General features: G+C 37.6%; 20 protein-coding genes and 2 pseudogenes. 16 read left to right on the forward strand and 6 right to left on the reverse strand.

All coding sequences use genetic code 11. The annotated features are described in order from the left end of the window. Positions 1-128: 128 nt before the first annotated feature. On the forward strand, positions 129-710 hold the full coding sequence (locus ON09_RS11735) for a non-canonical purine NTP diphosphatase (RefSeq protein ID WP_010601263.1): 582 nt from the start codon (positions 129-131) through the stop codon (positions 708-710). A gap of 57 nt (positions 711-767) precedes the next feature. Here ON09_RS11735 and ON09_RS11740 read toward each other — a convergent pair whose 3' ends face one another. Beyond that, positions 768-3,089 (reverse strand): OstA-like protein, encoded by a 2,322-nt coding sequence (locus ON09_RS11740; protein ID WP_010601264.1) that lies wholly within the window; start codon positions 3,087-3,089, stop codon positions 768-770. Positions 3,090-3,154: 65 nt separating this feature from the next. Here ON09_RS11740 and tilS point away from each other — a divergent pair, with 65 nt between their 5' ends. The 5 genes from tilS to ON09_RS11765 all read left to right on the forward strand — a co-directional run bounded on the left by tilS (position 3,155) and on the right by ON09_RS11765 (position 7,711). Beyond that, a complete protein-coding gene (tilS, locus tag ON09_RS11745) occupies positions 3,155-4,486 on the forward strand; it encodes a tRNA lysidine(34) synthetase TilS (protein WP_010601265.1) in 1,332 nt (443 codons plus the stop codon). Then, complete coding sequence (locus tag ON09_RS11750; RefSeq protein ID WP_010601266.1) at positions 4,487-4,975, forward strand: hypothetical protein; 489 nt, start codon at positions 4,487-4,489, stop codon at positions 4,973-4,975. A gap of 156 nt (positions 4,976-5,131) precedes the next feature. Then, complete coding sequence (locus tag ON09_RS11755) at positions 5,132-5,572, forward strand: hypothetical protein (protein ID WP_010601267.1); 441 nt, start codon at positions 5,132-5,134, stop codon at positions 5,570-5,572. A gap of 347 nt (positions 5,573-5,919) precedes the next feature. After that, positions 5,920-7,062, forward strand: coding sequence for an N-acetyl-alpha-D-glucosaminyl L-malate synthase BshA (gene bshA / locus ON09_RS11760; RefSeq protein WP_010601268.1), 1,143 nt, complete (start codon positions 5,920-5,922; stop codon positions 7,060-7,062). Between the two features lie 202 nt (positions 7,063-7,264). Beyond that, on the forward strand, positions 7,265-7,711 hold the full coding sequence (locus ON09_RS11765) for a KTSC domain-containing protein (protein WP_010601269.1): 447 nt from the start codon (positions 7,265-7,267) through the stop codon (positions 7,709-7,711). Positions 7,712-7,905: 194 nt separating this feature from the next. On the opposite strand, the pseudogene ON09_RS26845 reads toward ON09_RS11765, so the two are convergent. Both ON09_RS26845 and ON09_RS11775 read right to left on the reverse strand, forming a co-directional pair. Then, positions 7,906-9,014 (reverse strand): annotated as a pseudogene (locus ON09_RS26845) (lactonase family protein). A 113-nt stretch (positions 9,015-9,127) separates the two neighbouring features. Next, positions 9,128-10,603 carry a pseudouridine synthase gene (locus ON09_RS11775; RefSeq protein ID WP_010601271.1) on the reverse strand — a complete coding sequence of 492 codons (1,476 nt, stop codon included), beginning with the start codon at positions 10,601-10,603 and terminating at the stop codon, positions 9,128-9,130. Between the two features lie 265 nt (positions 10,604-10,868). Between ON09_RS11775 and ON09_RS11780 the strand changes: the two genes are divergently transcribed. Together ON09_RS11780 and ON09_RS11785 are read left to right on the forward strand one after the other, a co-directional pair. Then, entirely contained in the window at positions 10,869-11,651 is a 783-nt protein-coding gene (locus ON09_RS11780; protein ID WP_010601272.1) for a lytic transglycosylase domain-containing protein, read from the forward strand. Positions 11,652-11,871: 220 nt separating this feature from the next. After that, on the forward strand, positions 11,872-12,915 hold the full coding sequence (locus ON09_RS11785; RefSeq protein ID WP_010601273.1) for a 2Fe-2S iron-sulfur cluster-binding protein: 1,044 nt from the start codon (positions 11,872-11,874) through the stop codon (positions 12,913-12,915). A 17-nt stretch (positions 12,916-12,932) separates the two neighbouring features. Here the strand turns inward: ON09_RS11785 and ON09_RS11790 are convergent, their stop codons facing one another. Then, positions 12,933-13,301 (reverse strand): hypothetical protein, encoded by a 369-nt coding sequence (locus ON09_RS11790; RefSeq protein WP_029204295.1) that lies wholly within the window; start codon positions 13,299-13,301, stop codon positions 12,933-12,935. Between the two features lie 274 nt (positions 13,302-13,575). Here ON09_RS11790 and ON09_RS11795 point away from each other — a divergent pair, with 274 nt between their 5' ends. From ON09_RS11795 to ON09_RS11820, 7 genes and pseudogenes are all read left to right on the forward strand, one after another. Further along, positions 13,576-14,535: a hypothetical protein gene (locus ON09_RS11795; protein ID WP_010601275.1), complete on the forward strand. Its 960-nt coding sequence runs from the start codon at positions 13,576-13,578 to the stop codon at positions 14,533-14,535. Between the two features lie 112 nt (positions 14,536-14,647). Then, a pseudogene (gene uvrA, locus ON09_RS11800) lies at positions 14,648-17,481 on the forward strand (excinuclease ABC subunit UvrA); the annotation flags it as partial. Positions 17,482-17,696: 215 nt separating this feature from the next. Further along, positions 17,697-18,464, forward strand: a complete 768-nt coding sequence (locus ON09_RS11805; protein WP_010601276.1) for a TatD family hydrolase — start codon at positions 17,697-17,699, stop codon at positions 18,462-18,464. 236 nt (positions 18,465-18,700) lie between these two features. Next, positions 18,701-19,720 (forward strand): asparaginase, encoded by a 1,020-nt coding sequence (locus ON09_RS11810; protein WP_010601277.1) that lies wholly within the window; start codon positions 18,701-18,703, stop codon positions 19,718-19,720. A gap of 497 nt (positions 19,721-20,217) precedes the next feature. Continuing rightward, positions 20,218-20,715 carry an MBL fold metallo-hydrolase gene (locus ON09_RS26055; RefSeq protein ID WP_238533661.1) on the forward strand — a complete coding sequence of 166 codons (498 nt, stop codon included), beginning with the start codon at positions 20,218-20,220 and terminating at the stop codon, positions 20,713-20,715. Continuing rightward, the gene (locus ON09_RS11815) at positions 20,675-21,631 is read left to right on the forward strand and encodes a rhodanese-like domain-containing protein (RefSeq protein ID WP_238533662.1); all 957 of its coding nucleotides are present in this window, start codon (positions 20,675-20,677) and stop codon (positions 21,629-21,631) included. The genes ON09_RS26055 and ON09_RS11815 overlap by 41 nt, the downstream gene beginning before the upstream one ends. Positions 21,632-21,684: 53 nt before the next feature. Continuing rightward, positions 21,685-22,653 (forward strand): YpdA family putative bacillithiol disulfide reductase, encoded by a 969-nt coding sequence (locus tag ON09_RS11820; RefSeq protein WP_010601278.1) that lies wholly within the window; start codon positions 21,685-21,687, stop codon positions 22,651-22,653. Between the two features lie 30 nt (positions 22,654-22,683). Here the strand turns inward: ON09_RS11820 and ON09_RS11825 are convergent, their stop codons facing one another. Both ON09_RS11825 and ON09_RS11830 read right to left on the reverse strand, forming a co-directional pair. Then, positions 22,684-23,247 (reverse strand): hypothetical protein, encoded by a 564-nt coding sequence (locus ON09_RS11825; RefSeq protein ID WP_010601279.1) that lies wholly within the window; start codon positions 23,245-23,247, stop codon positions 22,684-22,686. Then, the gene (locus ON09_RS11830; RefSeq protein WP_010601280.1) at positions 23,248-24,243 is read right to left on the reverse strand and encodes an alpha/beta hydrolase; all 996 of its coding nucleotides are present in this window, start codon (positions 24,241-24,243) and stop codon (positions 23,248-23,250) included. Between the two features lie 301 nt (positions 24,244-24,544). On the opposite strand from ON09_RS11830, the gene ON09_RS11835 reads away from it, so the two are divergent. Then, on the forward strand, positions 24,545-25,095 hold a 551-nt coding region (locus tag ON09_RS11835), incomplete at its 3' end, for a polyprenyl synthetase family protein (RefSeq protein WP_029204296.1).

Raw genomic sequence — 25,095 nt, forward strand, 5'->3', positions numbered from 1 at the left:
ACGTACACACTCTAGATAGCGATCTGACAGCGAAAAAGCTACTTTGGGCAAACCTGCAGAAAATTAAGTAGTTTATATCAAAATTTAGGCGCACGTATCTACATATATTTCATTTCCGACCATCCATCATGAAAAAACTTGTATTTGCAACCAATAACGAACATAAAACAGCAGAAATCCGCCTGGCACTTTCCGGAAAATATGAGGTGCTGAACCTCCAAGATATTGGTTGTGAGGAGGACATTCCGGAAACGGCCGAAACGTTTGAAGGTAACGCCAGTTTGAAAAGTAAATATGTTGTAGAAAATTTTAAGTTAGATTGTTTTGCTGATGATAGTGGTCTGGAAGTAGCGGCTTTGAATAATGAGCCAGGTATTTATTCGGCAAGATACAGTGGGAGTAGAGACAGTTTAGAAAATATCCAGCTAGTTTTGCAAAAACTCGAAGGACAAAATAACCGCAAAGCAAGGTTTAAAACAGTCATTTCTTTAATGTTAGATGGTGAAAATCATCTTTTTGAAGGCGTTATAAACGGTAAAATCACCGAAGGTCTATCTGGCTCAAAAGGTTTCGGCTACGATCCCATTTTTCAACCTGATGGTTACGATATTACTTTTGCCGAAATGGATATGTCAGAAAAAAATAAGATCAGCCACAGGGCGATAGCATTAAATAAGATGATTGAGTTTTTGAATAATTTACAATTTTAATCTCCAGCAATTCATCTAAGGCGGTTAGCAAAACGATATCCCCCGCTGCAATTTAATCTACAATTTCTTAATTTCTTTTTTTAATGAATCCGCCTTAGGTAAAATCGGTTTAATACCAAAATTTACGGTATCTAATGGGTTAGCCAAAGGCACATTTTTATTGAGGTTAAAGTTTGTTTTTCCAGTTGTGTTCACTTGTTTTTTGGCAGCTGTAATTCCTGATGTATTTTTAGTGGCCGTACCAGGTTTTCCGGCGATAACATTTTTGGCGGGCGGTGTTTTGGGCTTTGCCTTTGGTTTAGCTCTGCCTGCTGAACCAACAGCATCCTTTTTTGTTTTAGGTCTTTCTTTCGGCTTCCACGAAAATCCTTTCAACACATTATCTTTTGCTACTTTATTTTCCGGGTTCAGCGCACCTTCAACTCCCTTAATGTAAACGATATCCTCAATATCATTTTCATTATCCTGGAAAATAAACTTGATCCTGCTACTTAACGTTTGGTTCATTTCCTTATAAACCTTCGTGCTGTCATCTTGGGTATAATAAATGCTTTCGGCATTACCGTCTACATACATCGTTTTAAGCTTGCCATTTCTGAAAAATCCAGTCATCAATCGACCTTTGATCTGATTAAATCGCAAAGAATCTTTTGGTGTATTAACTAAGAATGCATTTTTAATGGCTTGAAGATTATTCAACTTTTTGTTCTTAAACTGAACATAAATGGTATCGGCAATTTGCTGCGAACCTTCTGACCAAATGATTGGATTTATATAACAGCGTAGGGTAGAATCGGCGCTTGTATAGAAAAGGCTATCCGTTTTTGCCTGGATATTTGTCTTGAAAATTTTTACCCCGTGATAAGCCTTAATAATACGGGCCTGTACAGTATCTGCAGGATTATATTTGGCCGTGTCATTTTTTAACCCAGGTCTTAAACCAGCTAAAGACTTATCTTTCGCAACATTCTTAATCAAGTTTTTTGCTAAAGTATCTGCTTTTGATGGCTTGATATTCTTTAAAGCATTACCTGCTTTGGCAGTTAGTGCTTTGGCTGAACTGTCTGTTTTTAAATTAGGTAATTTTTTTACAATAGAATCAGCCTTTAACTTGATTGCATTTTGAGTGCTATCAACTCTTGCTTTTGAAGGCAACTTGCTCAGCGAATCAATATTCAAACTATCAAAATCCTTCTCCAAAAATTGACTTTTAGTGTCTGCGGTTTTAGGTTCATCCTTCAGTTTGTTTTTAGCTTTTCTATCATTCTTAGTTTTAGCTGCAGTTTTTTTATCAACTGGAGAGCTGGTGGTTGATGATGGTCTAGCAGGATTTTCCTGGGTTTCTTTTGTTCCACCCTCTTCCTCATCATCTTCGCCTATTTCGTTATCGGCTTTGACAGATATTTTTGGGATGAGTTTCAAAGATTTTTGTAACACCATTTGAGTTTCCAAAGTATCGGCTCCCATCCATAAACTATCCGGGCGCTTCTTGCCTTTCACCAAAACAGAATCTTCAGTTCCAATTCCTAGATAGGCATTTCTGGTAACCAATGTGCGTTGATCGGCCTTATAGTAATAACCCAAATCGCCAAACATCTTCATTTTATCCTTCGTATCTGAGAATACGATGTTTTTAACAGCTTTACCGTAACCAATCTTGCCAAAATAATAAAGACTATCGCCTCTTAAAGACCTTGTTCCTTGCGTATACAGATTTTTTTTTCCGAAATAAGCATCTTCAGTCATGGTATTGTAGGCACCATTTTCCGTATATAAATTGTCGTCTTTACCTTTAATATTTGTCGGACCATAAAAATAAGTCCACTTGGTTTGCGTATTGTAACGCAAAGTGTCTGATTTTATCGTTACCTGAGGCGTAACCACCACTACATTGTATCTAAAATAAGCATCGCTGCTTGTGCTGAAATAGTAACCATTTTTACTGGTAAGCGTAACACTCTCATTTACAATTTTACCGCCACTGGTATAGGTGCCAATTTTACTAAGGGTATTATAATCTAGTATGTTGGTAGTTAGCGTTGATGTAGGATCTTTCATGCTGACATTCCCAGTCAAATGCGCCTGTTTTATATTCCCGTCATACTCCAGTTGATCAGAATAGATATTAGTTGTTAACTGGTTGATGTGTACATTTTTAAATGCTTCGAAATAGTTTCTTTCACTGTAAAAGACAGCACTGTCACAGGTTAAGGTGGCATTATCTTGCTGAAAAACCGGAGAGCGTAGATAGCTTATTTTTTTCTTGGTATCGCCGCTTATTTTCGAAAACGAAACAATTTTGATCTTCGTGGCCTGTTGTTGGCCGAAAAGAAATACCGGGAAAAATATTGAGAATAAAAAGACAAATAGTTTTTGCACTTTACAAAGTTAGTTTTTTGTTCCGAACGTTCGGAATACCAGTTAAAATTAAATATTTTTGGTGGATGTTACCCGTAAAACAATTTCAGGATTTTGTAGCGAAGCACCAGCTCTTTGCTCAGGGTAACAAAATTCTTTTAGCCGTTAGCGGGGGGAAAGATTCGGTATTAATGTTGCATTTGTTTAAAGCAATAGGCGTTAATATTGGTGTGGCACATTGTAATTTCAACTTGCGTGGCGATGAAGCACAGCGTGACGAGCTTTTTGTAAAAATGCTGGCCGCTAATTTTGATCTTCCGTTTTACATAACGCATTTTGATACAAAAAAATATGCTGCCGAAAATAAAATTTCAACCCAAATGGCAGCCCGCGATTTACGCTACAACTGGTTTGAAGAAATCAGGTTAGCAGAAGGATTTGATTATGTTGCATTGGCGCATCATCAAAATGATGGAGTAGAAACTGTGCTCATCAACTTAACAAGAGGTACAGGGATTAGTGGTTTACATGGTATTTTGCCTAAGCGAAACCATCTGATCAGACCATTATTGTTTTTAAACCGGCACGAAATCGATGAAATTATCCATCAGATGAATTTCGACTTTGTGGAAGATAGTTCCAACCTGAGTGCAAACTACATCCGAAATAAAATCAGGTTAAAGGTCATTCCTCACTTGCAGGAAATCAATCCCCATTTAGAAAAAACTTTTGCAGAAAATGCTGCCCGCTTTGCTGATATTGAAATGCTGTTGAATTTTCATGTTCAAGCACTTGCTGAAAAAATACTAAACCCTCGAAGTGATGGTATTTATATTGCTTTGGATGAAATTTCGAAATTAAATCCGCAGAAGCTTCTGTTATTTGAGTTATTAAAGCCTTATGGATTTACTGAAAGCGTGATTGAGCAGATGCTGAATCATTTGCATTCATCCAGCGGAACACATTTCTTTAGTTCCAGCCATCAGGCCATCATTAATAGGGCTTATCTGGTAATTGCAGCAAAAAATAGTAATGAAATAGCTAATCAGTTTATTCATCCATCCACTACACATGTTTTGTTTGGGGCAGATACACTCAAGCTTTCCTTCTCAACAGTAATTGAGTTCGAAAGCAATCCTAAAAAGGCTTTTGTAAATGCAGATAAGTTAATTTTTCCTTTAATATTAAGGCATTGGCAAAACGGAGACAAATTTGCTCCATTAGGGATGCGGCAGCTGAAAAAAGTCAGCGACTTTTTTATCGATGAAAAAGTGCCGCTGCATTTGAAGACGACCACACCGATTTTAGTGAATGGCAACGGCGATATCATTTGGGTTGCAGGTATGCGTCAGGATAATAGATATAAATTAACTGCTGCAACAAAAAAAGTTGCTATATTCGAACTCAAAAATTTGTAAGTGGAAAGCAAGTACGCCTATATCGAAAAACAATACATCGGTCGTGATTATGTTCGCATTTTCATCAGGTTGATTATGGCTGCGTTTTGTTTTGCGGCCTATGTTTACGAACGAGATCGAGATAATACACAAGATTTATTTTTAGTAGTTGGTTTTGGAATCATTGGGGTTTCCATGTTATTGCTTTTTTTAATCCAGTATAAAATTATTGTTGATAATGGCAGCATGATTTTAGATGGCCTGTGGACAACAAAACGTGTTAAAATTGATTTAAATAGTATTGTAGATGTTAGAAAGGCAACATATAGCCGTTATTTTTTTAACAACCCGGTTTACAATCTTCATACTAAAGGAACCATTCGATTCTACTCATCGGGTAAAGATGCTGTTGTACTCACAGATCGCGACGGGCTGGAGTATTTTATAGGTACCCAAAGACCGAACGAGCTTTTCCTTGTGATTAAAGAAGAAATGAGAAATCTGAAATAAACTTCGGGTATTTTTTTTCTCAAATGTCATCGTCTTAAATTTCGTAAATTTTATACTTTCTTTAAAATAACGCTTTGGAGCGTGTTTTTGGCATTGGGCATTTTTATTGATTTGGCGTAGGCAAATAATGATCATGAAAAATTAATATTTGCTTGCGTGCTGATTGCCGGTTCCATCTCTGCAATGGCTCAAACCTATAGTCCGAAAGTTTCAAAAGATTCTTTAAGCACTTTGAGTGAAAAAGTAGATGTACTCAAACAGCACATGAAAGTTTTGGAGCTTAAAATTAAGGAAGCAGAAGAAGAAACAAATGTGGAGAAGCTGCGCCTGAAACTTTTAGAAATTAAAGGGAATGCGAAAGAATCTGCTGATAAGGCGAGCCGAAATGTTGATAAGACTGATGCTGGTTCATCGGTTGACTTAAAAAATATGGCTAAATTGTCTAAGAAGGCAAAAAGTGATGCCGATGAATCGCAAAAGGCTCTAAGCCGTTATAACAAGCAAATTTCGAAAGTAGAAGATATTCGTACACAAATACAAGGAGCAGAGCGAAAACTGGGATATAAAAAACCTCAGCTGGTATACGATTATAAATAATAAAAATTTTGGTCTCGGTTTGATTACGTCCCAGCAATGGGGCGTTTTTTTTTGTCAATTTCTGAGCACCAGCTGAAACCTATCGTATCACTTTTTAATCATTTGATACTACACTCGCTATTCTTTCGCTTAGGTTACCTTTTGGTTTTAAACCTGACAATAGCGGCAGCCCCGAATTTTTTATGAGGGCTATAGCGAATGGCAGGACTTTCCTAGCCGAAGAACTACGGCAATTGCTTTTTTAATTGTGGTTTATAACTCGAAAGCAAGTTTTTTTATTGCAATTGCCTTACACGTATTTTAGATATAAATGGGCTACATTTGTAGTAACAACAACGCATTTATAAATGAAAATAGGAATTGTTTGCTACCCCACTTTTGGCGGTAGTGGAGTGGTTGCAACAGAGCTTGGAAAAGCACTTGCAAACGAGGGTCATCAAGTTCACTTTATTACCTACAGTCAGCCAGCCCGACTTGATTTCTTTTCGGCCAACCTATTTTATCATGAGGTTTCGGTAAGAGATTACCCGCTTTTTGATTATGCGCCTTACGAATCGGCATTGGCAAGCAAGCTGGTGGATGTGGTTCGATTTGAAAAGTTAGATGTGTTGCATGTGCATTATGCTATTCCTCATGCATCTGCGGCCTTTATGGCAAAACAAATTTTGGCCAGTTATGGTATTCATATCCCGGTTGTAACTACTTTGCATGGTACCGATATCACTTTAGTGGGTAAAGACCCAACTTATAAGCCCGTGGTTACTTTTTCGATTAACCAAAGTGATGGTGTAACAACGGTTTCAGATGATTTGAGGGAAGATACTTATAAGCACTTTGAGATTACTAAGGAAATTAAGGTTATCCCGAATTTTATCGATTTTAGTCGTTTCAGTTTGCAGGCAAAAGATCATTTCAAAAAAGCAATTGCTCCCAATAACGAACGCATATTGATACATACCTCTAACTTTAGGAAAGTTAAGCGTACTGCTGATGTGATTCGTATTTTTGAAAAGGTACAGGCTGTAATTCCATCAAAACTTTTAATGGTAGGAGATGGGCCTGAGCGTGCTTACGATGAACAGCTTTGCCGATCTTTGGGTATTGGTGATCATGTTCGGTTTTTAGGCAAACAGGATGCTGTTGAAGAAATTTTGTCGGTTTCTGATTTATTCCTGATGCCATCTGAATCGGAAAGTTTCGGCTTGGCCGCATTGGAAGCCATGGCTTGCAAAGTTCCGGCCATTACATCAAATGCTGGTGGTTTACCTGAGTTAAATATTGACGATTTTTGTGGTTACATGTGTGATGTTGGCGATATAGACGACATGGCTAATAAGGCAATCACGATTTTAACTAATGATGAAACACTGAAGTATTTCAAAGAAAACGCCTTTAAAAGGGCTCAGGATTTTGACTTGAAAAAAATACTGCCTTCATATATTAACTATTATAAAGAAGTAATTGAAAATTCTTTGCAAGTGAAATATTAGTGTCAATTTGCTCGGAATGTTTAGGTTAGACTTTGGAAGGAGCATGTTAAAATTCTATTTTAAACGGTTAGCTAGCTATTTTATAATAAAAGAAACTTTCTCAAAATCAAACGATTATAAATCGTATCTTTGCGCCTTTGAAATCGGCGATCATCAAGAAGATCATCGATTTCATGAAGAAAACTAAAAGAGGTTAGCACAAATGAAAAGAATAGTTGATTATAGAAAGCTTTTAAATGTTGATAAAGAAGCTGAATTAAAAGAGCTTAAGTCGGTATACCGTACCTTGATGAAAGATTGTCACCCAGATAAATTTCAGCAGGAACAAGAAAAATTAGATGCAGAAGCAAGAAGTAAGGAAATTATTGAGGCTTACCACTTTTTAGTAAGTATTGCGCCTGAAACCTGCGAGCAGAATATTGAAACTTATACACAAACCATCACTTTATCTAACATTCAGGATTTTGAATACAAACAACAGGTATTGAATATTCAGTTTTATGATGGCAGTGCTTATGAGTATTTTGATGTGCCTAAAGCAATTTACGTGAAACTGGTGAATGCCGACTCTCCTGGTCGTTTTGCCCGCAGACATATTTTTAGTGAGTATCCTTACCGTAATGTGGCGAAAGTTGCAGAACCAGCATAAAATATTTGATTAAAAAGACTTGCCTTTGGGCAGGTTCTTTTTTTTTGGAATCTTTGTTACTGTGCTTCAGGATTTGTTTAATATAATTGTTATTGCGAGGCGCAAGCAACTATCATTGATAAAACATTTTGCGCATTATGGTGCAAATATCAGTTCCCTCTTAAGTACTTCAATCGATATTAATTTCTTAACCATCAATTAAATACCAAGCAAACCGGTGCGCCAACATCAATCTTTTTTCCACTATCCGTTAATTTGCCTGTGGTTTTGTTTCTGTTGAAGATGATCACATCGTTGGTATATTGGTGGCCAACTAATACATACTTGCCGCTGGGATCAATCGTAAAGTTTCGTGGGCCTTTTCCTAAAGTGCTTACGGTTTCAACCAGTTTTAATTTACCTGCCGGAAGTATCGCAAATGTTGAAATGCTATTTGCATCACCACGGTTGGTTTCGTAAAGGAATTTTCCATCTGCAGAAACATGAATATCTGCGGCATCTATTTTTCCAGTGAAGTCTTTAGCTGTGGTAGCAATTTCCTGGATTTTGGTTAAACTGCCGTTGGAATAATTAAAAGCGGTAATGCTTCCATTAAATTCATGTACTAAGTAAGCATTTTTACCATTCGGACTAAAAGTAATGTGCCTTGGACCTGTACCTGCATTTGTTTTAAAACTTTTCTGGCAGTTAATGTCTGATCTTTTCCTGTTGGGTTATAATGGTAGATATAAGTTTGGTCTTCTCCCAAGTCATTAACAATTAGATGTTTATGATCAGGCGTAAATTTTACCATGTGTACGTGGGCACTTTCCTGCCTGCCCTTCGGATCAATGCTTTTTCCAGTGTGTTTAATCACTTGAACCGCTTCGCTTAATGATCCATCCGCGTTGCGGGCAAATACGGCCAAACTTCCTCCAGAATAGTTTGCAACGATTACATTCTTCGCATCAGCAGTAATAAAACAAGGATCGGCGCCATGGCTATCCACTTTGTTTAAAAAAGTTAAGGTACCCGTTTTCGCATCGTATTTAAAAGCAGTAACCGTGCTTGTATTGCCAGTTTCATTTACCGCATAAACAAATTTGCTGTCAGGAGAAAGGGTTAGATAACTTGGGTTTGCCGTTCCTTTAGTAACATGCTCTAAACTAGATTCTGCATTGTTGGTGTTAAAATTGTAGGTGTAAATACCTTCGCTTTTTCCAGGAGCGGTATAAGTTCCGATTAAAAGATTATAATTTGTTTTCTGCGCAAACGCGATGGGAGATATTAATGTCATTAACAGTATAGCGATGTTTCTTTTCATTTTACGTTCTTGTTTAAACAAATATGAGAAAAAATGTTTTGGCTTAATCCATTTTAAAATTGATGGTAAAACATATTTCAATAAAAAAGGCAACCTTCCGATTGCCTTGAATATTATTTAATTAAGTGTTTAATCTGGATCAGCTCATGATCTTCCAGGTATCTCCATCTTCCACGAGGTAAATCTTTTTTAGTCAGATTGCCATAAACTACGCGATCTAATTTTTCTACACTGTAACCTAAATGTTCGAAAATACGACGAACAATTCTGTTTTTACCACTGTGAATTTGAATGCCGATTTCTTTTTTAGTTCCACCTGCAACATAAGAAATGTTATCGGGTTTAATCAAACCATCTTCCAGCTCTAAACCAAAAGCAATTTTGTTTAAATCACCTTGTGATAAAGCCTTATCTAATTCTACGTTGTAAATTTTAGTGATGCCATTTTTTGGGTGTGATAATTTATCTGCCAAATCACCATCATTCGTCATTAACAATAAGCCAGTTGTATTGCGATCTAAGCGGCCTACGGGGTAAATACGCTCACGACTTGCTTTATCAACCAACTGCATTACCGTACGACGTTCCTGCGGATCATCGGTTGTGGTGATGTAATCTTTCGGTTTGTTTAATAACACATAAACCTTTTTCTCACGCTTTAGTAACTCGCCGTTGTAACGAACTAAATCTTTCGCCGGGTCTACTTTGTGGCCCAGTTCTGTAACAGCTTCGCCATTTACGGTAACTACGCCTGCAGCAATTAACTCATCGGCCTTGCGGCGAGAGCAAATACCTGCATTTGAAATATATCTGTTAAGGCGAATTAAGCCTTTATCTTCATTCGTTTTACGGGCAGGGGCAATAACAGTTCTTTCCGGACGGTTGAACTCTGTATCTCTTGGCTGCGCTTCTTCACGTTTTCTAAACGGACGAGAATCACCTTCTCTGGCTTCTCTAGGTTTTACATCTCTTGAACTTCCAGCACTTGGTCTGAATCCATCAGATTTTCCTTTTGATTTGAAATCCTTGTATCCACCTTCTCTAGGCTTAAAGTCTCTTGATCCGCCAGTTTTCGATTTAAAATCTCTCGAATCTCCATCCTTAGATTTGAAATCACGTTCTCCTGTTCTTGGTTTATAATCTCTTGCACCACCTTCTCTTGGTTTAAAATCTCTATCTCCTGTTCTTGGTTTGAAGTCACGTTCGCCAGTTCTAGGTTTGTAATCTCTTGATCCGCCTTCTCTTGATTTAAAGCCGCGATCTTCCGATCTTGCTCCAGAATCTTTTGATTTGAACTCACGATCGCCAAATTTAAAGCTTTGAGGTTCCGCATCTTTCGATTTGAAATCGCGTCCGCCTGATCTGGGTTTGAAATCTTTTTTATCTCCGAAAGATTTTGATTTGAAATCCTTGCTTTCTGAACTTCTAGGTCTGAAGTTATCTTTTGAATCGGATGATTTTTTGAATTTGTTATCTCTGTCGTCTGATTTTCTTCTGTCAGACCCGGCATCATTACTTCTGCCTTCTGTTCTCCGGTTGCCCGATTTGGACTTGTCATCCCGACTGTTCCTGTTGTTTTTATTTATCATGATACGCTTTTAACCGCATCCTAAAATGCGGGCTGCAAATTTAGGAAAAATTGATGAACAATACAATTGTGAAGTGGCGAAAATTTATGTCAAAAAATAGCCTCTAAAATAGAAAAAATTGATTGAAAATCAAAATTTAAAACCCACGTTTAAAGCACTTTAGAGGCTGTTTTTTTAAGCTTTCGGCGTAACTATTTGATAATGTGCTTATTATTTTTTAGCTTTGCCGACGTTTTTATATAAGTTCACCAAAAAAAGGAGGAAGATGTTAAAGAAACACAGCGTACCATTTGCGGTAGTGGCAACACTATTTCTTTTGGCAAAAGTGTTCACTTACCAAATGCCCTTAGTACCACAAAGTCTTTTAAAAGAAGCAGAATTAAACACTAAAATAGCACTAACTGATAGCGTAAAAGTTCAAGAGGAAGTTAAGCCTCAATCTTTAATGGCTCAGTTAAACTTCGCGGATGAAACCTTGCCATTGGGCGATAAAAGGGTAGAAAGAAAAATGAAAAAAATTCTTGCCGCACACACTTTCCAGAGTATGCAAACAAACGTGTTGCATCAAAAAGCAGCAAAATGGTTTCCGATTATCGAACCCATCCTTGAAGCCTACGGAATTCCAAACGATTTCAAGTATTTGGCATTAGTTGAATCAGGAACGGCAATGGGAGTTTCGCCAAAAGGTGCAGCAGGAATTTGGCAATTTATGCCAGGTACAGCCCGTACTTATGGCTTAAAGGTAAACGGCAAAGTTGATGAACGTTATAATTTACGTAAGTCAACCATCGCAGCCTGCAAATACATTAAAGAAATGTATAGAGGCTTAGAGAGCTGGACCCTGGTTGCCGCCGCTTATAACGTTGGCGATGGTCGCTTACGCAAGCAAATCAATAATCAAAATCAGGATAATTACTACAAAATGAAGTTAAACCGTGAAACTGGTGGCTATGTTTATAAAGTAATTTCCATGAAACAGATTATGGAACATCCGAAACGCTACGGATACAAAAAAGAGCGTGTATTATTGGCCTATAACGGCGAATAAAATAATTAAGGTAAAAACAAAGCATTTGGTAAGGCGTCTCGATTTTATATCGGGACGCTTTTTTACTTTCAGGCTGATTACACTGATTAGTCATTCAGCTTTTCTTTTAAACTTTTCATCTCTAGATGCTCGACTTCGAACTCCTAACTTCATACTCCCGACTTTTTTCTTTATTTGTTCCTTGTCATTGTTCCTTTATCTTTGATCTTTATTCTTCACTATGTTTAAACTGCGCATCAATAAAATCATAAACCAGCCGGGCGATAATATTACTTTTCAATTTGAAGATGTTGATGGCAATTACCCCACTTATCTGGCCGGTCAATTTATTTCGTTGATTTTTGAGGGTAAAAACCGGGAGGTGCGTAGGTCTTATTCCTTTAATAGTTCGCCTGATGTAGACGGACCTTTAGCCATTACAGTTAAAAGAGTAGAGAACGGAGAGATTTCCAGATTCTTGCATCATAAAACGGCGGTAAATGATGTATTGATAGCGCAAGAACCGCAGGGATTGTTCAGTTATCTTCCTAATGAATATCTTGAAAGAGATCTCTTTCTTTTCGCTGCCGGAGTAGGCATTACACCGCTTTTCTCTATTTTAAAAACAGCACTGGTTCGGGAGGAAAACTCGTTAGTTACTTTAATATATAGTAACCGATCAAAAGAAGAGGCTTTGTTTTACGATGAGCTTTTGGAATGGCAGCAGAAATATCCTGAAAGATTAAAAATTGTTTGGGTATTTAGCAATAGTAAAAACCTGTTGACTGCTCGTTTAAATAAATTTTACATAGAGCAATTGCTTAAAGAACATTTGCGTTTCGAAAGAGAAAACGCTTTGTTTTATACTTGCGGCCCGATCATTTATATGGATTTGTGTAGAATCACTTTGCTAGGTATGGGCTTCGATATTCAACAAATTAAAAGGGAAACCTTTGTTTTACCTGAAGATGAAATAGACGAAGATGATAGTTCAGAAAAAGTGGTAGATAAAAATACCTATTCTGTGATCTTAAATTTCCAGGGTACCAGTTACAATCTTGATATTCCATGGCCAAAACGCATTTTAGATGTTGCGCTTGAAAATAAAATTAAACTTCCTTACAGTTGTCGTGGTGGTGTTTGCAGCACTTGCGTGGCCAACTGTACTAAAGGTAATGTAAGGATGGATTACAATGAAGTACTTACGGATGATGAAATTGAGCGTGGAAGAGTGTTGGTTTGTACCGGGCATCCTACAGAAAATGGAACGACGATTGAATGGTAGAAATTTACCTATTATTCTTAGGGAAGTAAAAAAAATCTCCAGCCGCTCCAGTATTGGTCGTAGTAATAGGAGAAATCTTGATATTTAACATTCTTGTTTAACCCTTTCGAAATGAGATAAGCATTAAATGCCGTTTCATTTTCAAAATTTTCAATACGGCTCAATTTTAAGTCGAAAACAAAATAGGCAGTCTTTCCTTCTTCTGGTAATCCTTCTAAAGTACCGTAAACAAAATCGTCAGTCACAACAAAGTTGTCTATGTTGTAAGTATTGCCTCTTTTATCTTCAATATATGAACTTAAATCTATTTGATACAACACATTATGATTAGCTATCGGAATTCTAGAGCTATCTCCAAGCCCATGATTTCCATAGTAGCTAAACATATAAACAAATAATATAAGGCAAATAATAGCCCATGTGGTAAACCATAACATAGTTTTATTTACGTTTGAAAAAAATTGATAAAAGGTGCTGTTCTTGTCAAAAATCCATCTTATTGCAAAATATATCAATGTTGTATACATCGCACCTAAGAAATAGATTTTAAAAATCTCGAATATAAAATGAATTAATGTCATATTATTTAGGGTTATTGTGAGCATTTGTAGATTTTGCTAATCTACCAAACCAACCACCATCTTACAACGTTTATTTGCTATGGTTAAAACGTTACTTTCTCTTTTTATCGTTTTGTTTAGTATGCAGGTTTTTGCTCAGGATTCCCTTATCATCAAAAGAGAATACGCTAACAAACAATATGTTAATCTATATAAAGAGAATGCTGATTTTGCCTATACATCACCTTATGGCGAATTGGGAGCGCCATCTAAATATGTCATTAACGGTCGTTTAACCACCACTTATATGCTGTTGGGTAGTTATAAATCACCGGTTGCATTTTCCATCATTCCCGATTTTACAGTTAGGGTAAGAGATGAGTTTTCTGCCGGAGTTCGTACGCCAAGCTATCGTTTGGGTTTTGCAGCCTATGCCCGTTTAAATAAAAACCAAGAAAATTACAAATACGCTGAGCTGGCCTTTACACACCATTCTAATGGGCAGGATCAGAATGCATTCAATCAAGATGGTTCGGTAAATACTTTAACAGGAAATTTTAATGCAAATTATCTCACCGCTTCATATCGCTTCGGTCATCTTACGCCAACCCGGGTTGATGAAAGCTTTTATTCTTTTAACCATCGTTTGGGTTTGCAATGGTATAAGTTTTTTAGGTATGAGCCTGCTTTGGATTTAGGTTTTGGCTTTACCAGATTGCTTTACAATTTCTCCTTGCGCAAATATGATCAGATAGAAAGAAATGCCAGAAGTAAGCCGAAAGTTAAAACTGAAAAAGAAACCTGGCGTTTAAATACAGAGGTTTCCTATGCAGTAAATAAAATTCCTGCGAAGAATTTGGCGAATCTTCAAAAGCGTTTAAATGCCGAAATTAATTTTAACTACAGTTTTCCTTTTATGAATAATGTATTTCTGATGGCTGCGGTTGGTTATTATGGTGAAGATAATTACAACATATATTTTCAGGATCGTTATGGCTATTTACGTTTTGGTTTGTCGTCAGGTTTCCTTAGAAATAGGAGTAAACATTATGACAATTAATCCTTAATACAGATTGGTTTAGACTTTCTTTTTGATAAAATTTTTAGCATTTTTGCGGATTGAAATCTGCTGTTTTTACCAGCCCGATTTCTCCTCAACTTTTTAATAAAATATGAGCAATAAATCTGTCGACCTCGGCGAGCAAAAAGATGTAGAAGTATACGGTGCGAGGGTACATAATTTAAAAAATATCGATGTGAGTTTCCCGCGAAACCAGCTGGTGGTTATAACCGGTTTAAGTGGTAGTGGGAAATCTTCATTGGCTTTTGATACCATTTATGCTGAGGGGCAACGTCGCTATATGGAAACATTTAGTGCGTATAGTCGCCAGTTTATGGGTGGCATGGAGCGTCCGGATGTTGATAAGGTTTCTGGCTTAAGCCCGGTTATTGCCATTGAGCAAAAAACGACAAGTAAAAATCCTCGTTCAACCGTTGGAACCATTACCGAAATTTACGATTTCATGCGTTTGCTTTATGCTCGTGTAGCCGATGCATACTCGTACAATACTGGCGAGAAAATGGAGCGCATGAGCGAAGACCAAATTCTTCAAAATATCTTTAATAAGTTCGATGGACTAGCTGTAAATATCCTGGCGCCAGTGGTGAAAGGTAGAAAAGGGCATTACCGTGAGCTTTTCGAGCAAATCCGTAAACAAGGTTATGTAAAGGTTCGTGTTGATGGAGAGATAAAAGATATTACCGCTAAAATGCAGGTCGATCGTTATAAAATTCACGATATCGAAGTGGTAATTGATCGGTTAATTGTTGATGGAAAAGATAAAAAACGCCTTTTGGATTCCGTTCAAACGGCCATGAAAATGGGTAAGGGTGTAATCAAGATCAGCGATAAGGATAACAATGTTGCGCATTTCAGTAAGTTTTTAATGTGCCCAACTACAGGTATTTCTTATGATGAACCGCAACCCAACAGCTTTTCGTTTAATTCGCCTTATGGTGCTTGCGAACGTTGTGATGGTTTGGGCTATATCTTTGTAGTGGATAAGGAATCGGTGATGCCAAACCCAAAATTGAATATTCTAAATGGTGGATTGGCGCCACTTGGTGAATACCGCGATACCTGGATGTTTCAGGTGTTAAAATCTTTGGCAAAGAAATATGCTTTCTCTTTATCAACTCCAATTGAGAAATTGAGTGATGAAGTGATCAATATTATCTTGAATGGTTCTCCTGATTTAATCAAGGTTGAGGTAGAATACAACAAATGGAATGTTCAGAATTATAACATTACATTCGATGGCATCATTAAAATGTTGGAAGAGCAGAACGAAAAGCGAAGCGAATCTGCATCTGATGATATGGATGCTTTCCGTAAGCTGAAAACCTGTCCGGAGTGCCATGGAGCCCGTTTGAAAAAGAGAGTTTACACTTTAAAGTTGATGGTAAGAATATTTTTGATCTTGCCTCAATGGATATCAATAATCTTCATGGCTGGTTTGAGCATGTTGATGATCGGCTTTCTGATCGCCAGCACATTATCGCTAAAGAAATTTTAAAAGAGATAAAAGCCAGAATTGGTTTCTTAACCGATGTAGGTTTAACTTATTTAACATTAGATCGTACTGCCCGGACCCTCTCCGGTGGCGAGGCGCAACGTATTCGTTTGGCTACCCAAATTGGATCTCAGTTGATGAATGTAATGTACATTTTAGATGAACCAAGTATTGGTTTGCACCAACGCGATAATGAAAGACTAATCAATGCCTTGAAAAATCTTCGTGATTTAGGAAATACCGTTTTGGTGGTTGAGCATGATAAAGACATGATTTTGGAAGCCGACTGGGTAATCGACGTTGGTCCTGGAGCAGGTATTCACGGAGGTACAGTTGTTGCCGAGGGAACTGCAAAGGAAATTCTGAAGTCGAAAACTTTAACCGCTGCCTATTTAAACGGAGATAAAAAAATCGAAACCCCTAAAGTTCGCAGAAAAGGTAATGGTCATAAATTATCCATTATTAAAGCTACCGGACATAATTTAAAAGAAGTTTCTGTAGATTTTCCTTTAGGAAAGTTTATTGCGGTAACTGGCGTTTCCGGTTCAGGTAAATCGAGTTTGATTACCGAAACCTTATATCCAATTTTAAATCATCATTTTTTCCGGGCGAAGAAAACACCACTTCCTTACGAGAAAATAACCGGATTGAAAGAAATTGATAAGGTTATTGAAATTGATCAGGCGCCAATTGGAAGGACACCACGTTCTAACCCATCCACTTACACAGGTGTGTTCTCGGATATTAGAAATCTATTTGTGCAATTGCCAGAAGCAAAGATTCGGGGTTACAAACCGGGTCGTTTTTCTTTCAATGTTAAAGGTGGAAGATGTGAAACCTGTCAGGGTGCAGGTTTAAAGGTGATCGAAATGAATTTTTTGCCCGATGTGCAGGTACCTTGTGAAGAATGCGGCGGCAGACGATATAACAGAGAAACTTTGGAAGTTCGCTTTCGCGGAAAATCAATCAGCGATGTGCTGGATATGAGTATTGAAGATGCTTGTGTTTTCTTCGAAAATATTCCGATTATTTATAGGAAAATCAAAACGCTTAAAGATGTTGGTTTAGGCTATATCACTTTAGGCCAATCATCGGTTACGTTATCTGGTGGAGAGGCGCAAAGGGTTAAGCTAGCGACTGAACTTTCGAAAAAAGATACTGGTAAAACTTTTTATATTTTAGATGAACCTACCACCGGATTGCATTTTGAAGACATCAATGTGCTTTTAGGTGTGTTGCAAGAACTTGTTGAAAAAGGGAATACCATTTTGGTGATTGAACACAACTTAGATGTTGTTAAAGTGGCCGATTGGGTAATCGATTTGGGCGAAGAGGGCGGAGCCGGAGGAGGAAGAATACTTTTTGAAGGTACGCCTGAAGGACTGATTCAAAATCCAATTAGCTTAACAGGGAAATTCTTGAAAAAAGAAATGGAATGGGAGTTGGGTATTCAGCCCGCAGTTGATAGTCCGAAGTCTGAAGTCAAAAAAGCAAAGGTCACCAAAAAAGTGAAACAGAAAGATTAGACTATCGTCATTGCGGGGCACGAAGCAATCCCTGTGATATAATAAAGACCTTTCGCTTTTAGATTGCTTTTTGCCTTGCAATGACGGCCAGTTAAAAATTTTACATCATACATCATTATAAAATGCTTTTTACCGATACCCATACCCATTTATATTACGAGCAAGATGCCGAAAAGCAAGCAGAATTAATGGAGCGTTGTTTTGAAAACGACGTGAATCGATTGTTTTTACCCAATGTTGATGTAAAATCCATTGGCATGATTGATGATTTGGTTAGTAAATATCCAGAGAATTGTTTTGCCATGGCTGGACTCCATCCTTGCGATGTAAAAGATGACTATTGGTCTCTTTTAGATGAAATCTACAAAAGCATTTCAATTAGAAAAATCTACGCCATCGGTGAAATCGGTATCGATTTATATTGGGATAAAACTACATTGGACATCCAGCAAGATGCTTTTCGTAAGCAAATTGCATGGGCAAAAGATTTAGGTTTACCCATCGTTATCCATTGTCGCGAAGCTTTTGATGAAGTTTTTGAAGTTTTGGAAAGTGAGCGGGATGAAAAACTTAGAGGCATATTTCATTGCTTTACCGGAAATGTAGTGCAAGCCAAGCAAGCCATCGATCTCAATTTTTATTTAGGTATTGGTGGCGTGGTTACCTATAAAAAAGCGGGATTGGATGTAGTACTTTCAGAAATTTCTTTAGATCATCTTGTTCTTGAAACCGATTCGCCCTATTTAGCCCCTGTTCCGTTTCGTGGAAAGCCAAATGAAAGCAGCTACTTAATCTATATTGCCCAAAAATTAGCTGATATCTATGGTGTATCAGTTGAGGAAATCGCAAAGGTAACGACAGAGAACTCCAAAAAGGTGTTTGGTATTTGATTCACCTCAAATCTTCATGCTGTGCCCAATTTCAAAATCAATATCTATTGAATAAATAATAATTAATTTATATCCGTTTTTATAACAGTTATAATCATTATTTCAATTTCAACGGTTTATATTGTAAATTTCATAATTTAGCCTGCAATTTATATTAAGTAATTATCAATATTAAAATTATCCTAAATCATTTATATTTTTTTTGCTTTCTTTGCGTTGAGCAACCAACCAACCAAATGACCAAGATCCTTATAATATATACCGGTGGCACCATCGGTATGGTTAACGACCCCAGCAATGGAATGCTAATTCCTTTCGACTTCGAGCAGATTAAACAGAATGTTCCGGAATTGAGCCGTTTAGATTATGAGTTGGATGTTCATTCCTTTAACCCGGTTTTAGATTCATCAAACATGGATCCCGAGATATGGAAAACTTTAGCTGAATTGATTCGGGATAATTATGATCAATATGATGGTTTTGTGATTCTTCATGGTTCAGATACTATGGCTTTTACCGCTTCTGCATTAAGTTTCATGCTAGAAAATTTGGGTAAAGCGGTGGTTTTAACGGGTTCACAATTGCCAATTGGCGAAATCAGAACCGATGCAAAAGAGAATTTAATTACCGCACTGGAAATTGCCGCTACCAAGGAAAATGGTAAATCACTGTTCCCGGAAGTTTGTATTTATTTCGATGCCCAATTATTCAGGGGAAATCGGTCTATAAAATATAACAGCGAAAAGTTCGAGGCTTTCCGATCGCCAAATTACCCGGTTTTGGCCGAAGCGGGTGTGCACTTACAGTTTAATACCAACTATGTGATGAAAGCCCCTGAAGGTGAGTTAACGCTTCACACCAATTTCAATCCAAACATTGGGGTCTTGAAATTATATCCAGGAATCACGCCTCAGGCGGTATCTGCAATCACTGATTCAAAAGTCGATGCCATTATTTTGGAAACTTTTGGATCAGGCAACACCACCACTGCCCAATGGTTTTTAGATAGTCTTCGCCAGGCGATATTAAGTGGGAAAATTATTCTTGATATCTCCCAGTGCAAAAAAGGTTCAGTTCAACTAGGTCGTTATGAAACCAGTCGTGAGCTATTAAAAATGGGGATTATTAGTGGATACGATGTAACTTTTGAGGCTGCGGCTACTAAGCTGATGTATGTTTTGGGGCTTAACCTGCCGCTAGAGCAAAGTAGAAAATTGATGGACGAATCGCTCAGGGGTGAGTTGACCAAAGATTAATTTTTTTGGAAAGCAATTGCAGTAGCGTTTTTTAATGTTCGTCCTGCTATCCGTTCGATCTTTTTTATGAATGGCAGCATTAACCTGATTGATTTACAACAAAAAAGGATTTTACTGCTATCAGGTTTAATCACACAGAAACTGCCTGCTACGCCTTGCTAAACAACCGTTCGGCAATAAACCCGACAGCAACGTAAATCCTTTTAATCAGTACCAACTTCTGAGTATTTCGGTCTCAAAGGCCATGGAATAAACTGCGCTAAAAACTTGCTGCAGCCATTTATTAAAAGATTGTAGTGAATGGCGGGACTGCTGGAGCCATATTGTTGAAACGATCGTTTTCAAAAATTACAACGATCGTTATAATGTATTAATAAGTAAAACTTCTGCAATTATGACTACAATCATTTCGGTTTTTATTAATTAGCCCTATTTTTGCTAGCAATGAGGATAAGTTAAGTCTCAAATCTTGATACTTTTTACTCGATATTTTGAAAATGAAAATAGAACAAATATATACCGGTTGTTTAGCTGAAGCTGCATATTATATAGAAAGTAATGGCGAAGCTGCAATTATAGATCCGCTGAGAGAAGTTGGAACTTATTTAAAGAAAGCTGAAAAAGCTGGGGCCACAATCAAATATATTTTTGAAACACATTTTCATGCTGATTTCGTTTCGGGTCATGTAGATCTGGCTGAAAAGTCTGGCGCTAAAATTATTTACGGGCCAACAGCAAAAACTGAATTTGAATCGCACATTGCCAAAGATAGAGAGCAATTCAAAATAGGCAATCTCACCATCACTGCACTACACACACCCGGACATACCTTAGAATCTACAACCTATTTGCTTACTGATGAAAATGGAAAAGATCATTGCATTTTCAGTGGCGATACCCTTTTTATAGGCGATGTGGGCAGACCGGATTTAGCCCAAAAAAGGAAATTTAACCATGGAAGATTTAGCAGGAATGCTTTACGATTCCTTGAGTGAAAAAATTAAGCCCTTAGCAGATGATGTAATTGTTTACCCGGCTCATGGTGCAGGCTCTGCTTGCGGAAAGAGCATGAGTAAAGAAACTTTTGATACTTTAGGACATCAGAAGCAAGTAAATTATGCGCTAAAGGCACAAACCAAAGAACAATTTATAAAAGAGGTTACCGATGGTATAATGCCGCCTCCACAATATTTTGCTAAAAATGCCGCCATGAATAAAGGCGGAGTGGATAGTATTGATGACGTTTACGAAAAGGGGTTAAATGCCTTAACGCCTCAGGCTTTTGAAAATACGGCGAACCAAACAGGAGCCATTTTACTGGATACACGTGATCCGCAGCTTTTCGCAAAAGGATTTATTCCAAATTCCATCAATATTGGTTTAAATGGCCAGTTTGCACCTTGGGTAGGCGCCCTGATTACGGATTTACAACAACCCATTCTTTTAATAACCGATGAAGGCAAGGAACAGGAAAGTATTACCCGATTAACCAGGGTAGGTTACGATCATACCATTGGATACTTAGATGGAGGCTTTGAGCGCTGGACGGACGCGGGAAAGGAAATTGATACGATTGAAACCATTTCTGCAGAAACCTTTGAATTGGCTGTTCAGGACAATGAAATCATAGCCTTAGATGTTCGTAAACCGGGCGAATATGAATCAGAGCATTTGGAATTTACTTTAAGCAGACCATTAGATTTCATTGATGACTGGATGGGAGAAATCGATCCTGAAGCAACTTATTACATTCACTGTGCAGGTGGTTACAGATCGATGATTGCGGCCTCTATTTTAAAATCGCGTGGGGTAGAAAATGTGATCGATGTTGCCGGAGGTTACGGAGCCATTAAAAATACAGGCTTAAAAAGAACCGATTTTGCTTGTCCAAGTAAAGCAATGAAAGTTTAACGCTATCGTCATTGCGAGGCACGAAGCAATCTCAATCGACAGATAAAACTGAAATGAAAGATCAAAATCATTACGATATCATCATCATTGGCGCTGGTCCGATCGGGATGGCTTGTGCAATCGAAGCAAAAAAAGCAAATCTTAGTTACCTCATTATTGAAAAAGGCGCTTTAGTAAACAGCTTATTCAATTATCCCGTTTTCATGACTTTCTTTTCCACGTCGCAAAAGCTGGAAATTGGAGGCGTACCGTTCGTTACGATCAATCCAAAGCCGAATCGTAATGAAGCCGTGGAATATTACCGCAGGGTGGCTGAGAAATTTGATTTGAATATCAATCTTTTTGAGCGGGTAATCGAAGTTGAAAAGAATGAGTCTGCTATTTTCAAAATAAAAACTGCTAAGGAGAATTACACCAGCGGAAATGTAATCGTGGCGACCGGTTTTTATGATGTTCCCTTGTTAATGAATGTTCCGGGAGAAGATTTGCCAAAAGTTACACATTATTATAAAGATCCACATTTATATGCATTTCAAAATGTATTAGTGGTGGGCGCAAATAACTCAGGCGTTGATGCAGCTTTGGAAACATACCGTAAAGGGGCCAATGTTACAATGCTTATACGTAGTGAAGAATTGGGCCCGCATGTAAAATATTGGGTGCGACCTGATATAGAAAATAGAATTAAGGAAGGTGCTATCACCGCTCATTTCCATTCTCAGTTACTCGAAATCCGAGAAGGTGAGGTTGATATTCAAACGCCAGAGGGAATTAAAACCATTCCTAATGATTTCGTAATTGCCATGACAGGTTACCAGCCAGATTTTTCAATGTTAAGAAAGTTTGGAATAGATTTGCCAGAAAGTTTATGTCCGGTTTACAATGAAGAAACCATGGAAACGAATATAAAAGGATTGTATTTGGCAGGCGTAGTATGCGGCGGATTAGATACGCACAAACTTTTTATTGAAAATTCCAGAGTACATGCAGAAATGATCTTGAAAAATATTGTCGGAAAATAGCATAATCAGACTGGCAAATAGTAAAGGTTTTTAAACACGCTCTAAAATTACAGACTTATCTCTTTGCGACTTACCCCAGTCGTAACCCAGTTTTAATAACAATGATGCTATGATCACTTGCACAAGTATCATCAAATATTCCAGGATTGTATAGCGTGACACAGTGCTTTGAGGGGCAGATGTTTTTAAATTTGGCAATGACGGATACACCTTCCAGCCCTGGGCAGTTGACTCATTTTGACTTTGACTCTTATAAGCGGCTTCCATTCCTTTGAAGGATGAAACAACCTGGCTAATGCGGGTAAGTGAAACAAGAAATAGCAGCCCCAAAATGATGGTTATTAAATTTTGTGTTTTTCTGCTAAATTTTTTTCGAAACTCTTTAATGTAATAAATGATAAAACCTACAATAATGAATAATGTTACATATACGGGTATTGATGGAGTAACAAAATAAGTATCATGAAGGTCGATACCAAGATTTTTTTGAAAGGCATCTTTTCCAAACATTAATGTGAGTACTAATACTGTAATCAAAGCCGACAGGAGTAGCCAGCCAAATTCAATTAGAAAGGATTTCGATTTATTCATCATTTATAGGATAGGTACTTTTAAAACATTATCGACAAAATTATCAATTGCAGTAGCTACACTGGGTAAGTCTTTTGAAGTAATGTAAGAACCCAAAACGTGGTTTCCTGCGTTTGGAATAGCTATTTTTCTTTTTAAATCTTCCGGAGTGCCTAATTCACCGAACATTTTGAGCATGGCATCAACACGAACAACCGGATCTTGCTCCAATTCGTTTTTATAATAATAAAGCATTAAAACGGGTTGTTTCACTTTTTCGAAAACAGATTTTTGCATGGTACTTTCTACGAATTCCTGTAATTCTACCAGTGATTCAATTCGGTAATTGGTATACCAGTATTTTTTATATTCTGCTGTTCTGCCATCAACTTTACGTTCGTCGCTGCCCAAAACCGAACGGGCAATTTGCAAACCCCAAGGATCGTTTAACAGCCAGGCATTTTTATCATTGATGGCTACATTTGGAGAAAGCAGGATTAAGCTATTGATTTCAGGATAAGTGGCGGCTAATTTCAAAGCGGCAGTTCCGCCGGTTGATGTACCTACCAGGATTACCTTTTTGCCCAATTTTTGACCGATGGCATAAGCCAGTTTACTGCTTTCCCACAGCCGATCGGCAGTAAAAAACTGCATCGGTGCAATAGTATCTACACCATGATCAGCCAACCGGGCTAGATATAAATTGGCATGAAGTGCCTTCGCTAAATTCAGATGTACTGGATTTCCTTCGGTTTTTGATGCGGAGAAGCCATGTAAGTAAACTACTGCATATTCAGTTTGTTGCTTAAGTATTGGGTCGGCCCAAATAATTTCTGCTTCGTTTTCGGGCTTAATTTTATTTAAACTTTCAATGTTTTGTATATAGCCATCCAAATCTTGTAAATCAGGAACTTTTACTAACTCTGCATTGTACAAGGGTTTTTTTGGTTTTGGACCAAGCAAATAACTCACAACCAGCAGTGCTGAAATTCCAATTAAGACTTTGTAACGCTTTTTCATTTAAAAACAAACCTTCAATAAATGTAAACTTTTGCATGATATAACAAAGAATATTTATGCATTACGGTTTTGAATTTGAGGGGTTTTTACTTGCAACAAACATTGTTACTAAACCTGATCGAAGCGAACATAGCCGTTCTTTGCCGAACAATCGGCAATGACTTACACGGGTATAAAGCGTAGAGCAGGACTGAAGGAATTAAGATTGTTTCCTTTCATTTCCAAAACCCTAATAATGACATTAAGCATTACCTTTTTATGGGAAATTAAGTTAAGTTTGCAGTCAAAATTTTTCGACTTAATGCCGGGAATCGATCAGATAAAAAAACCTATAGCAGCCGATATTAAAGCGTTTGAAAAAACCTTTAAAGAATCTATGCACAGCGATGCGCCATTGCTGGATAGGATTACCCATTATATTGTAAAGCAAAAAGGCAAGCAAATGCGGCCAATGTTCGTGTTTTTTGCCGCGAAGTTATGCGGTGGAATTACCGAATCTACCCATCGTGGGGCTGCATTGGTAGAGCTTTTGCATACTGCAACCTTAGTGCATGATGATGTGGTAGATAATGCCTACGAACGACGTGGGTTTTTCTCCATCAATGCGTTATGGAAAAATAAAATCGCTGTTTTAGTAGGCGATTATTTATTGGCTAAAGGTTTATTGCTTTCGGTAAACAATAATGAACACCGATTGTTACAGATAGTATCTGAGGCCGTGAAACAGATGAGTGAGGGCGAGTTACTGCAAGTAGAAAAAGTGCGCAAGATGGATATTTCTGAGGATTTATATTTTGATGTGATCCGTCAGAAAACAGCTTCGTTAATTGCCTCTTGTTGTAGTGTGTACGT

It is taken from the genome of Pedobacter agri PB92, assembly GCF_000258495.1.
Classification (GTDB): Bacteria; Bacteroidota; Bacteroidia; order Sphingobacteriales; family Sphingobacteriaceae; genus Pedobacter; species Pedobacter agri.